This is a genomic window from Methylopila sp. Yamaguchi (genome assembly GCF_002897035.1).
In the GTDB taxonomy this organism is placed as follows: domain Bacteria; phylum Pseudomonadota; class Alphaproteobacteria; order Rhizobiales; family Methylopilaceae; genus Methylopila.
In genome coordinates, this window is record NZ_BAUX01000005.1 from 188,136 (window position 1) to 200,567 (window position 12,432).

A 12,432-nucleotide genomic window follows, 5' to 3' on the forward strand; every position below is an offset into this window, starting at 1 on the left:
GACGACGTTCGCGCCGCTAGCGCCAAGCCGCGCGACGAATCACGCTCGGCCGACGCACCGAATCGTATAATCGGACCCAAACGTCGCGAGTGTGGCGAAAGTTTCCGCCGCGCTTGCGCCTATGGACGCGGTCGGAGTGACCGCCGCGAGATCAGAGCAACCCGCGCGCCGCGAGGTTCCGCATAAGATGACCGGCCCCGAAGCTCCAGCGTTCGGCGTCGGGGCAGCGGACCACCCGGTTCACGAGCGCGCCGAGCGTCGGCGTCGCGATGGTGACCACATCGCCGACCTTGTGGGTGAAGCCCTCGCCCGGCGTGTCACGATCCTCGATCGGCGCGAACATGGTTCCGAGGTAGAGAACGAAGCCGTCGGGGTACTGGTGGTTCCGCCCGATGGTCTGGCCGACGAGATCCTCCGGATCGCGCGCGATTTGCTCCATGTGGCTCACGCCGCCAAGTTTGAAGCCGTCCTCGCCGACGACCTCGAGCGTCACCGCCGCTTTGCGCACGTCGTCCAGCGTGAAGCCTTCGTCGAACAGGCGGATAAAGGGACCGACGGAGGCGGAGGCCGTGTTGTCCTTGGCCTTGCTCAGCAGCAACGCCGAACGGCCTTCAACGTCCCGCAGGTTGACGTCGTTTCCGAGGGTCGCGCCGACGATGCGTCCCGCGCTCGAGACGACGACCACCATCTCCGGCTCGGGGTTGTTCCAGGTCGAGATCGGATGAATGCCGACGTCGGAGCCTGATCCCACGCTCGCCATCGCCTGGGTCTTGGTGAAGACCTCGGCGTCCGGCCCGATGCCGACCTCGAGATACTGCGACCAGAGGCCCTTCCCGACCAGCACGCGCTTAAGCGCCGCGGCCTCCTCCGACCCCGGCTTCAGCGCGGCGAGATCCGCCCCGATGGTCGTCGCGATCTCGGCGCGGAACGACGCGGCCTTCTCGGGCGCGCCTTTGGCCTGCTCCTCGACGACGCGCTCGAGCGTCGAGATCGGAAAGGTGACGCCCGCGGCCTTCACCGCCTGCAGGTCGATGGGCGACAGCAGCCAGGGCTTCGTCGCGTCCCGACCGTCGGGCGGCGTGTTCGCGAGGATGTCGGCGAGCGCGCCGATGTCGTCGCCCTCGGCCGCGGCCAGTTCGCCCGCGGGATCGGCCGCCTCGCAGAGGTCCCGGGAAGTGGCGAAGGCGGCGCTTACGTCCAGCACGCGGTCGTTTCGGATCGTGACCACGCTCGGACCGCTTACATCCGGCCGCCAGACCCGGCCCGCAAGGACCGCCTTCGCACGATCGGAGGGCAGAGTGGTTTCAACGACGAGATTGACCGGCACAGGGCGCTCCATTGTTCGGAGACTATACAATTGTTCGCAGACGTTTTGCCGCAACTCGTCGTCTTCGGCAACGGCGTCACGCGGCTTTCGAGAGTGGATCGGCGATGTCCTCCAGCGATTTCCCCTCGGCGTCGATCCCCCACACCAGGGCGGCGGCGCCCGCGCCGATCATGAGCGACGCCGCTCCGGCGTATCCGAGGAAGATCGGCCAAGGCTGGCCGCCGCCGATCAGCACGCCGAAGACGTAGGGGGCGACGACCCCGCCAAGGCCGGTGCCGATGGCGTAGAACGCCGCGATCGCCAGAGCGCGCACCTCGAGGGGAAAGGCTTCGCTGGCCGTGAGATAGGCCGAACTCGCCGCGGCCGAGGCGAAGAAGAAGATCACGCACCAGGCGAGCGTTTGCGTGACCGCCGTCAGCGCACCTTCCGCGAACAGCCACCCTGTGGCCAGCAGCAGAACACCGGACGCGACATAGGTCAGGCAGATCATCTTCCGTCGCCCGACCGTGTCGAACAAGGGCCCTAGGACCAGGGGACCGATGACGTTGCCGAAGGCGAAGGGCACGAGATAGAGCCCCACGTGAGCGGCCTCGACCGCGTAGAACTTCGTCAGGATCAGCCCGTAGGTGAAGAACACGGCGTTGTAGAGAAACGCCTGCGCGATCATCAGCGCGAGCACCAGCGCCGATCGGCCGCGATAGGCGCCGAAGATCGCGCGGAAGATGAGTCGGAACCCGAAGGTGCGGGCGGGATGGATCCGCAGCGATCCTCGCGCCGGCGGCAGGGTCTCGCCCGTTTCGGCCTCGATGCGCCGCTCGATGTCGGCGACGACCGCCTCGCCCTCTTCGATCCGGTCGTGGCACGCGAGCCAACGCGGACTCTCCGGCACAAGCCGGCGGGTGAACAGGATGAGCAGGCCGAGAACGGCGCCCAGACCGAAGCCGAGCCGCCAGCCGAGATCGACCGGGAACCAGCCGGAGTCGAGCAGCACGACGCTCGCCAGCGCCCCGACGCCTGCGCCGGCCCAGAAGCTGCCGTTGATGATGATCGCGATCCGGCCGCGCAGCCGCGCCGGCATAAGTTCATCGATTGCGGAGTTGATCGCGGCGTATTCGCCGCCGATCCCGATCCCGGTGATCAGCCGGAACAGCGCAAGGCTCCAGAAGTCCCATGCGAAGGCCGAGAACAGCACGCCGACGATGTAGACGCCAAGCGTCGTGAAGAAGATCAGCCTGCGGCCGAACCGGTCGGTCAGCCACCCGAAACCCAGCGCGCCCCCAACCGCGCCGATCAGATAGGCCGAGGCGAGAGCGCCGATGTCCGCATCGCTCAGGGCGAGCGTTCCCGGGTCCTGCAGACGCGGCGCGAGCGCCCCGACGATGGTCACCTCGAGCCCGTCCAGGACCCAGGTGACGCCTAGGGCGAGCACTATCAGGAGATGGAGCCGCGACCAGGGCAGCCGGTCCATCCGCGCGGGAATGTCGATCTCGACGGCCTCGCGGCCTCCGAGCGCGGCGTTGGGGCTCAAGCCTGACCGGCGCCGCGCTCCGCCACCTGGCGCTCCCAGGCCAGCGCGTGGCCGACAATCGCGTCGAGGTCGTCGTGGCGAGGCCGCCAGCCCACGGTTTCGCGGATGCGGGTCGGGTTCGCCACCAGCGACGCCGGGTCGCCGTCCCGACGCGGGGAGACATGCACGGGGAAATCTACGCCGGCGCAGCGCTTCACGGCGTCGATCACCTCGAGCACGGACGCGCCCCTGCCATAGCCGCAGTTCGCCACGAAGCTTTCGCCGCCCGCTTCGAGGTGATCGAGCGCCAGGAGATGGGCATGCGCGAGGTCGCTGACATGGATGTAGTCGCGCACGCAGGTGCCGTCCGGCGTCGGATAGTCGTCGCCGTAACATTCGAGGTGGTTGCGTCCGCCGAGCGCCGCCTGGGCGGCCACCTTGATCAGATGCGTCGCGCGTGGGCTCGACTGGCCAGCCCGGCCGTCAGGATCGGCGCCCGCCACGTTGAAATAGCGCAACGCGGCATAGGAGAGGCCGTAGGCGCGCGACATGTCGGCCAGCATGCGCTCGGTCATGAGCTTCGAGGCGCCGTAGGGCGAAATCGGATCCAACGGGTTGTCTTCGGTGAGCGGCTCGTCCGACCCCTCGCCATAGACGGCCGCGGTCGAGGAGAACACGACGCGCTTGACGCCGCCGGCGACTGCGGCGGCCAGCAGCGCGCGGGAGCGAACGGTGTTGTTGAGGTAGTAGTCGAGGGGGTCGCGCACCGAATCCGGCACCACGATTGATCCCGCGAAATGGACGATGGCGTCCACCTCATGCTCCGCGATCGTCTCCGCGACGAGCCGCTCGTCGCCCACGCACCCCTTCACGAACGGCACGGTCTCAGGCACGGCCCGCCGGAAGCCCGTGGATAGATCATCGAGCACGACGACGCTGCGTCCGGCGTCCTTGAGGGCGAGCACCATATGGCTGCCGATGTAGCCGGCGCCGCCTGTCACAAGAACAGCCATCAATCCCTCCTTCGACGTTTGTGGACGATCTCAGGAGGGTTCATCTCGGCGCGGAGTCCGCCTCTTCAAGTGGTCGAGAGCTAATAATCCCGGCCAGAAGCTACAGGATCGGACGTGGCGAAAGCTCCTTCTCGAAGTGCTGCGCAAACCGCGCCATCGCGCGCGGATTGTCGATCGTGAGCTTGCCGTCGGCCAGAGTGAAGAAGCCCTGGCTTTTCAGACGCGCCATGGTCTTGTTGGTGTGCACCAGAGACAGCCCCAGAGCGTCCGCCACATGCTGCTGCGTTAATGGGAACTCCAGCGCGCGGTCCTCGACCAGGCCCAGCGCGTCCGCCCGCTTGAACAGGCCCGCGAAGAGCGAGGCGATGCGTTCGGCCGCGCTGCGACGGCCGACGGTCAGAAGGTTTTCGTCGAGAATCGCTTCAGACTGCGCCGCGAGCCAGGTCAGGTCATACGCGAAGGCCGGCATCCGCTCGAAGATGCTCCAGAGCTTCCGGCGGGGGATAAGGCAGAGTTCCACGTCGGTCAGGGCGATCGCGCCGTAAAGCGCCTTCTCGAACAACGAGGCCTGCAGACCCAGCAGGTCGCCTGGAAGCGCGATGCTCAGGATCTGGCGCCGCCCGTCCGGCAGCTCCTTGTACCGAAAGGCCCATCCCGAAAAGAGGGTGTAGAGTTCGGCGCCGTTCTGCTCGGGATGGATGATGTCCGCCCCGGCCGGCAAGCGAAGATGCTCGGATTTTAGCGTTTCCAGAAAAGCCACTTCGTCGTCGGTCTTTGGACGGAAGGCATTCCTCTTGCGCAAAGGGCACTGGGAGCAGCGCACGAACATGGTCACGCTCGGGAAAATACGTAGGGGGCCCGCGGTCTGCGGCAGCTGTAGAGACCCCAATCAATGCCGCCCCGCTATGTGAAAACACACATTGTCCGCAGCCGATAGGGGATAAATTCCACCCGACTCCACGCGCCCCTGCGAAGATCGTCCTGCCGCTCGGTCGTTGACATCCGCGCTCAGGGCTTGCTCATTCCAGTCGCCGCGCCATTTCGCTGCCACAGCGCTTCACCGCGTTCCTGCACCGACACCGCTTGTCCGGATTATCCTCGTCATGGCTCTTGCCGACACGATCGCACCCCACCTGCCGTTTCTCCGCCGTTACGCTCGCGCGCTGACAGGGCGGCAAGACAGCGGCGACGCCTATGTCGCGGCCGTTCTCAAGGCTCTCATCGCCGACCCCCGGATTTTCCCGGCCGACACCGATCCGCGCGTCGGCCTCTACGCCATCTTCTCACGCATATGGTCGTCGGTGGCGCTGAACGTCGAGACGGGGCTGGAGGCGGCGCAGGCCGAGCGGACGATAGAGGCGCTGACGCCGCGTTCGCGTCAGGTGTTTCTGCTCGTGTCGGTCGAAGGCTTTTCCCCGGCTGAAGCGGGTCAGATCCTCGGCCTCTCGCATAGCGAGATCAACACGGCGATCGACGATGCCGGCCGCGAGATCGCCGAGCAGGTGGCGACGGACGTGCTCATCATCGAGGACGAGCCGATCATCTCCATGGATCTCGCCAAATTGGTCGAGGACCTCGGCCACCGCGTGGTGGGCACGGCGCGCACCCACACCGAAGCGGTGGCTATGGCCGCGAAGACGAATCCGGGGCTTGTGTTGGCCGACATCCAGCTGGCGGACGGCAGTTCCGGCCTGGAGGCCGTTCAGGAGATGCTCCCGAAGCTCGAGGTTCCTGTGATCTTCATCACCGCCTACCCCGAGCGCTTGCTGAGCGGCACGCGGCCCGAGCCGGTGTTCTTGGTCACCAAGCCTTTCCAAGCCTCCACGGTGAAGGCGATCGTCAGCCAAGCGCTGTTCTTCGGCGCTCGCGCGCGCAACCCCGACCACGCGCCGGCCTGAACACCGAACGCGCGCAAAACGACCACGGGCCGGATCGTCGATCCGGCCCGTGGTCGTTTGAGAAGCCCCACGCGCCCAACTCCCTGAAACTTTCCTGTCATCTCCGCGTTATCGAACCGACGACGCCATAGAGCCCAAGCAACGGGCCGGCGGGGCGGCAGGCCGGGAGGCGAAGATGGCGGAAGCGGCGGTGCTCAAGGTAGCTGCCTCGAGCGATGAAAAGGTGCGGACGGGCCTGAGCGACGCCGATCGGAAGGTCATCGCGGAGACGCTGACCGACCTGACGGTTCAGACCTACCGTCTGCTGCTCCGATCCCAGGTCGTGCACTGGAACGTCACGGGCCCGCTCTTCCAGCCGATCCACGCTCTCACCCAGCAGCATTATCGTGACCTGTTCGCCGCGATCGATCAGATGGCGGAGCGCATCCGCGCGCTCGGCCACGTGATGCCGACCGGGAAGGCGACCTCGGGGTTGGACCGGGCGCTGTCGCTAGGTTCGCGGATGACTGCGCATGCAATGATCGAGGAACTGGCGGAAGACCACGAGAGCCTCGCGCGCGTCGTTCGCGAAGGAGCCGCCGAGGCCGAGGATCGTCAGGATTTCGTGACCCACGACCTGCTTACGGCGCGGCTCGCGTTTCATGAGAAGGCCGTCTGGATGCTGCGCGCGATCGCAGCGAACTAGCATCTGCGCCTCCGAACCCAAATAAGAGGACACGATCATGGCTTACCTGACCCACAGTCCATATCGTGCGTATCCCGTTTTCGCCCGTCGTGATCACTCTGCGGAGAACAACCGGCGGATCGCGCGGTGCTTGATCGCCGCGCTGGGCGTCTCGGCTGCGGTCTTTGCCCTGTCGTCGGGCGGCTTCGGCACTGAACAGATTTCGGCAGTTTCGAAGGGAGACCGTCTGGTCGCCGCGGGCGTCGGACCTACATCGGGGCTGACGGCGTCCGGCGCGAAGGTTACGGCCGCCGTTCGGGAGGACAACCGGGCGGAGCGTGTGACAACGGTCAGCAAGGGCGAGGTCGCCGGCCTGAGCGAGGGATCGCCGTTCGCCGCGCGCTGAAAGGCAAAGGCGTAAGCCGCGGAATTGGTGGAATTCCGAGAACTTTAGCGTTAGCGGAACGGCAAGCGTTCGACGTCAAGCTTGGTCGTTGCGTTCGGGGGCGTGCGCTGGAACGGCGCGGAACGTGAAGGCGGGCTTCGCGTTCGCATGAAGGTGATTTGATGACTCAGCGGAAGGCGGACGACACCAAGCTCGATACGGATGTGCAGTCGCACATCGGGCGGCAGCTCAGAGCGGGGTACGTCGACATTCTCAACCAGCCTGTGCCGGACCGTTTCCTGGAACTGTTGGCGGAGCTCGACGCCAAACAGGTCGATCCTCCCGCCGACGATACAGACGACGCGCGTCAGAACGGTGCGCGATGAGCGAGCCGCAGCCGCGGGCGCCGCGTGACGAACTTCTGATCCACATTCCCAGCCTGCGCGCTTTCGCGGTTTCGCTGTCCGGTCAGATCGACCGGGCCGACGACCTGGTTCAGGAGACGCTGGTAAAAGCCTGGCGCAACCTCGGCAGCTACACCGAGGGCACCAACATGCGCGCCTGGCTCTTCACGATCCTCCGGAATGTCTACATCTCGGACATCCGGCGACGGAAACGCGAGGTGCAGGACACCGACGGCGTGTTCGCCGAGAGCGTCGCCGTCGCGCCTGCTCAGAACGGCCACATGGATCTTGTGGACTTCCGGAAGGCGCTCGATGGGCTTCCGGAGGAGCAGCGGGAAGCTCTGGTGCTGATCGGCGCCGCCGAATTTTCCTACGAGGAGGCCGCTGAGATCGCGGGCTGCGCCGTGGGAACCGTCAAAAGCCGCGTCAATCGCGCCCGAAACGCATTGGCGCGCAAGCTCAATCTCGACGTCAGCGAGATCGGGCTCGAGCCCGCCCTTCGCGCGGCTCTCGGGCCTCAAGATCGGTCTGGCGCTGCTTGACCTCGCTCTGTTAAGGCCGCTCGACGCTCGTTCGCCGGTCCGGTGACCCCCGTGTTGAAGACCCTGCGCAGCCGTATCGCGCTCCTCCTGATCGCGGCCAATCTTCCGGTGATCCTTCTCGCCGTGTGGATCGGCGTGCGCGACTTCCGCGAGGCCGATCTGGTCGACCGCGACCGGCTGGTGCAGGCGGCGAACCTGGTGGCCGCTCGCGCCAAGGGGCTCGCCGGCGAGAACCGGCTCGACGAGGCTGCGCGGCGGGCCGTGTTCCAGGACGGCGATTCCCGTGCGATGATCGCCGCCGCTATCCTCGACCGAGATGGTGAAGTTCTCGCGGAGGACTCGCCGGCCTCGTTCGGCGCGGCGTGGCTGCCTCCGGACGGAGCTCCTCGCGAGACGCTCGCCAGCGACTCCCGGATCCGAAAGGCGCGGGGGGCGGACGGACGTCCCTACCGCTATGCGCTCACTCCGGTGCCTGGAAGCGAGGCTGTGGCGATCGCCGCCGCGCCGTTCGACTTCATGGGACGACGCCAGACGCAGTGGCTCCTGCTGGCGCTCGGCATTCCAGCGCTGATGAGTCTGCTCTGCGTCGGCCTCGTCCTGTTCGGCATCGAGCGATTCGTGCTCAAGTGGCTCCGCGCGCTTCGCGTCACAGCCGAAACGAGCCAGGGCGACCGCATGGACGTGCGCGCCGTCGACTTCGAGAAGGCGCCGCTGGAGATCGCGCGCCTCGGCGAGGCGCTTGACGGCATGTCGGGGCGCATCGAGGAACGGTCGAGGGCGTTGAAGACGGCGCTCGACGAGCGCGATCGGCTATTGCGTGAGCTTCATCACAGGGTGAAGAACAATTTCCAGATGATCGCCAGCCTTCTCGCGCTGCAGCGGCAGGAAGCTCCGCAGTCCCTGTCGGCGGTGCTGCGCGCGCCTGAGGATCGCGTACGCGCGATGGCGGCAGCCTACAAGGCGTCCTACGCCAGCGGCGAGATCGGCCACGTCGAGGTCGGCGAACTGATCCGGGACGTGGCGCTGCAGGCCCGCGACGCCGTGGGCGAACGTCGCTTCGAGGTGAAGATCCTGACCCCCGGCCCGGTCGGCGAAGTCGATCTCGACCGCGCTGTGCCGCTGTCGCTCCTCGTGATGGAGCTGCTGAGCGCAGCGGCTGCGGCCGGGGGCGACGCGACGCTCTCGATCGTCCCCCGCCCGGGCCGGCGCCTCGCGCTGATCATCGAATCCCAGAACCAAAATTGGCTGCCGACGACCGGCCTGCCGCTGCGTCTGATCCGCGCCTACACAGAGCAGATCGGCAGCGCGGTCGGCGAATGGGACCAAGGCCGCGTGGAGTTCGAAGTCGCGCTGGCCTCCGAAGAGCCGAAGATCGGAATGGCGCGCTCCCAGACCGAGAAACGCTGACGCCCTTGCAGCCGCGGCCCCCGTGGGCCTAATTGCGGCCCATGGCTCCTCCCCTTCTTCTGCTCAAAGATGTCCGCCTCACCTTCGGCGGTCGCCCGCTGCTCGACGGAGCCGAGATCTCGGTCTCGGCCGGCGAGCGCCTCGGCCTCGTCGGCCGCAACGGCTCGGGAAAATCCACCCTGCTGAAGATCGCGGCCGGCTTGGTCGAGGCCGACGGCGGCTCCCGTTTCGTGCAGCCCGGCGCGACGATCCGCTACCTGCCGCAGGAACCCGACCTCTCGGGCTTCGCGACGACGCGCGCCTATGTCGAGGCGGGGCTTGCGCCTGGCGACGACGAGCATCGCGCGGCGTACCTGCTGATGGCCCTCGGCCTCACCGGCGACGAGGCGCCCGCCACGCTGTCGGGGGGCGAAGCGCGCCGCGCCGCGCTCGCCCGCACGCTCGCGCCCGAGCCGGACATCCTGCTGCTGGACGAGCCCACCAACCATCTCGACCTGCCCGCGATCGAATGGCTCGAGGCCGAGTTGAAGTCGTCGCGCTCGGCGCTGGTGCTGATCAGCCACGACCGCCGCTTCCTCGAGAACCTCACCCGCGCGACGCTCTGGCTCGACCGCGGCCGCACCCGCAAGCTCGAGAAGGGGTTCGGCGCCTTCGAGGCCTGGCGCGACGAGCAGCTTGCGCAGGAGGAGTTGGAGCGCCACAAGCTCGACCGTCAAATCGAGCGCGAAAAGGACTGGCTCCGCTATGGCGTCACCGCCCGGCGCAAGCGCAACATGGGCCGGCTGCGGGCGCTCGACGATCTCCGCGAGAAGCGGCGCACGCAGCGCAAAGCGCAAGGGTCCGTCCAGCTCACCGTGACCGAAGGCGCGAGCTCCGGCGCCCTCGTCGTCGAGGCGAAGAGCGTCTCCAAGGCCTATGACGGCCGCTCCATCGTGGCGGATTTCTCCACCCGCATCGCCCGCGGCGACCGCATCGGCCTCGTGGGCGCGAACGGCGCGGGCAAGACGACCCTGCTCAATCTGCTGACCGGCGTGCTCGCCCCCGATGAGGGCGTGATCCGGATCGGCGCCAACGTCGAGATCGCGACCCTCGACCAGAAGCGCGCCAGCCTCGACCCCTCGACCACGCTGCGCGAGGCGCTGACCCATGGCCGCGGCGACACGGTGGAGGTCGGCGGCCAGACCAAGCACGTCGTGTCCTACATGAAGGACTTCCTGTTCGGCCCGGAACAGGCGGGCTCGCCGCTCTCGGCTCTCTCCGGCGGAGAACGCGGCCGGCTGCTCCTCGCCCGCGCGCTCGCGCAGCCGTCGAACCTCCTGGTGCTGGACGAGCCGACCAACGATCTCGACCTCGAGACGCTGGACCTGCTCCAGGAGATGATCGGGGAGTATCCAGGCACGGTGATCCTCGTCAGCCACGACCGCGACTTCCTCGACCGCACCGTCGACGCCGTCATCGCCTCCGAAGGCGGCGGCCGCTGGCAGGAGTACGCCGGCGGCTACGCCGACATGATCGCCCAGCGCGGCCGTGGGGTGGACGCGCGCGGGCCGGCGGCCACGCCCGCATCCGAGAAGCCGAAGGCGACGGCCTCTCCCGCCGCGGCGCCGGCCGCGCGCAAGAAGCTCTCGTTCAAGGACCAGCACGCCCTCGAAACGCTGCCGAAGCGCATCGAGAAGCTGGAGGCCGACATCGCGAAGCTCGCCGCGAAGCTCGCCGACCCGCAGCTCTACGCCAAGGATCCGAAAGCCTTCGCCAAGACCAGCGACGACCTCGCGAAGGCCGAGGCCGAAAAGGCTGCGTCCGAGGAGCGCTGGCTCGAGCTCGAGATGATGCGCGAGGAGCTGGCGGGCTGAGGCCTTCGCCGTTGTCCTCGGGATTGACCGGAGGACCCATCATCGGGGTCGAACCCGGCCGCGCATGGCTGGTGGCGGCCAGATCGGACCATGACGGCATGACAGTTCGCCGGTCCAGGAACGCGCAGAATGCCGCTAATCCCCATCCACGATCCTGACGACCCGCGCGTCGCCCCCTACCGGGCGGTGCGCGAGCGCGACGTGGTGGGGCGCGGCGAGCGCTTCGTCGCCGAGGGCGAGGTGGTGCTGAGGCTGCTGATCGAAGGCGGCCGCGGGGTTCACTCCGCGCACGTTCCCGAAAGCCTGCTGATCGCGGAGAACCGGGTCGACGGGATCGGCGAGCTTCTCGCGAGACTGCCGCCGGAGATCCCCGTCTACGCCGCCGGGCAGGCCGTGATGGACGCCATCGTCGGCTTCCACATCCACCGCGGCGTGCTCGCCATCGCCCGCCGCGCCGCGCCCGAGACCGCCGCCGCCCTGCTCGCCCGGCTGCCTGAAAGGGCGCTGGTCGTCGCCCTCGTCGGCGTCGCAAACCACGACAATGTCGGCGGCATCTTCCGCAACGCCGCGGCCTTCGGCGCCGACGCCGTGCTGCTGGACGAAACGAGCTGCGACCCGCTCTACCGGAAGGCGATCCGCGTGTCGGTCGGCGCGAGCCTGATCCTGCCCTTCGCCCGCGGCGGTTCGGGCAAGGATCTGCTCGACGCTCTGGCGGCCGCAAGCTTTCGCGCGTTGGCGCTCAGCCCCGCGGGAGCGCACGACATCGGCGCCGTGCCGCGCGCGCCGCGCACGGCGCTGATCCTCGGGGCTGAGGGGCCGGGTCTCCCCGTCGACCTCATGGCGCGGACGACGACCGCGCGCGTGCCGATGGCGGCCGGCTTCGACAGCCTGAACGTGGCGACCACGAGCGGGATCGCGCTCTACGCGCTATCGAAGAACGGCGCGACGTGTCCCAATCCTGTTTTGACCCGTGAGCCATGATCAAGAAGATCCTGCTTTCGAGCCTCTTCACATGTTGGATGATTGCGGCATCTCACTCAACGCCGAGTGAATCTCACGCTCCAACTCGGAAGCTGCGGGGATCATGTGTTTTTATCTATCTTGGACCCCCTTCACCATTGCCATGCTCGCTTCTGCAAAAATATGAAAATCAAAATTACTGGTACTTATCATTCGAGTCGGACGAGTTTGAAGTCACGTTCGGCCCTATGCCAGTGGGCTCTAAGCCGGACACTACCGGCCTAGTCTCTTACACCCTTTCCCATGTTCGCGTTCGCCGAAAGGGCGAGAGCCAGATCGAACATGAGGCGCCTGGAAGATGCGATATCTACCCGATCAACAAGCCCCTTCGCGTCGTTGCATGCTCGGCATTCGCAAAAGAGCGCGACTTTCATGGGCAGGCTATGGCCACCGAAGACCCTAGACCAGCGGG

Annotated in this window: 12 protein-coding genes; 8 read left to right on the forward strand and 4 right to left on the reverse strand. The window is 67.2% G+C overall.

From position 1 onward, the window contains the following. Nucleotides 1-151: 151 nt before the first annotated feature. From METY_RS07980 to METY_RS07995, 4 genes are all read right to left on the reverse strand, one after another. Nucleotides 152-1,339, reverse strand: coding sequence for a fumarylacetoacetate hydrolase family protein (locus METY_RS07980; protein WP_200819623.1), 1,188 nt, complete (start codon nt 1,337-1,339; stop codon nt 152-154). Between the two features lie 64 nt (nt 1,340-1,403). Beyond that, on the reverse strand, nt 1,404-2,795 hold the full coding sequence (locus METY_RS07985; RefSeq protein ID WP_103120926.1) for an MFS transporter: 1,392 nt from the start codon (nt 2,793-2,795) through the stop codon (nt 1,404-1,406). 56 nt (nt 2,796-2,851) lie between these two features. After that, nucleotides 2,852-3,847 carry a UDP-glucose 4-epimerase GalE gene (gene galE / locus METY_RS07990; protein WP_103120847.1) on the reverse strand — a complete coding sequence of 332 codons (996 nt, stop codon included), beginning with the start codon at nt 3,845-3,847 and terminating at the stop codon, nt 2,852-2,854. Nucleotides 3,848-3,947: 100 nt separating this feature from the next. Further along, nucleotides 3,948-4,676: a Crp/Fnr family transcriptional regulator gene (locus METY_RS07995; protein ID WP_103120848.1), complete on the reverse strand. Its 729-nt coding sequence runs from the start codon at nt 4,674-4,676 to the stop codon at nt 3,948-3,950. Between the two features lie 274 nt (nt 4,677-4,950). On the opposite strand from METY_RS07995, the gene METY_RS08000 reads away from it, so the two are divergent. From METY_RS08000 to METY_RS08035, 8 genes are all read left to right on the forward strand, one after another. Beyond that, on the forward strand, nt 4,951-5,745 hold the full coding sequence (locus METY_RS08000) for a response regulator (protein WP_103120849.1): 795 nt from the start codon (nt 4,951-4,953) through the stop codon (nt 5,743-5,745). Between the two features lie 175 nt (nt 5,746-5,920). After that, nucleotides 5,921-6,430, forward strand: a complete 510-nt coding sequence (locus METY_RS08005; protein WP_103120850.1) for a Dps family protein — start codon at nt 5,921-5,923, stop codon at nt 6,428-6,430. A 37-nt stretch (nt 6,431-6,467) separates the two neighbouring features. Continuing rightward, nucleotides 6,468-6,815, forward strand: coding sequence for a hypothetical protein (locus METY_RS08010; protein ID WP_146035687.1), 348 nt, complete (start codon nt 6,468-6,470; stop codon nt 6,813-6,815). Between the two features lie 161 nt (nt 6,816-6,976). Further along, nucleotides 6,977-7,180, forward strand: a complete 204-nt coding sequence (locus METY_RS08015) for a NepR family anti-sigma factor (protein ID WP_020186372.1) — start codon at nt 6,977-6,979, stop codon at nt 7,178-7,180. Then, the gene (locus METY_RS08020; RefSeq protein ID WP_103120852.1) at nt 7,177-7,740 is read left to right on the forward strand and encodes a sigma-70 family RNA polymerase sigma factor; all 564 of its coding nucleotides are present in this window, start codon (nt 7,177-7,179) and stop codon (nt 7,738-7,740) included. The genes METY_RS08015 and METY_RS08020 overlap by 4 nt, the downstream gene beginning before the upstream one ends. A 51-nt stretch (nt 7,741-7,791) precedes the next feature. Then, the gene (locus tag METY_RS08025) at nt 7,792-9,147 is read left to right on the forward strand and encodes a histidine kinase dimerization/phosphoacceptor domain -containing protein (RefSeq protein ID WP_244593567.1); all 1,356 of its coding nucleotides are present in this window, start codon (nt 7,792-7,794) and stop codon (nt 9,145-9,147) included. Nucleotides 9,148-9,188: 41 nt separating this feature from the next. Then, nucleotides 9,189-11,000 carry an ABC-F family ATP-binding cassette domain-containing protein gene (locus tag METY_RS08030; protein ID WP_103120854.1) on the forward strand — a complete coding sequence of 604 codons (1,812 nt, stop codon included), beginning with the start codon at nt 9,189-9,191 and terminating at the stop codon, nt 10,998-11,000. 129 nt (nt 11,001-11,129) lie between these two features. Beyond that, nucleotides 11,130-11,981, forward strand: coding sequence for a TrmH family RNA methyltransferase (locus METY_RS08035; protein WP_103120855.1), 852 nt, complete (start codon nt 11,130-11,132; stop codon nt 11,979-11,981). Nucleotides 11,982-12,432: the final 451 nt, after the last annotated feature.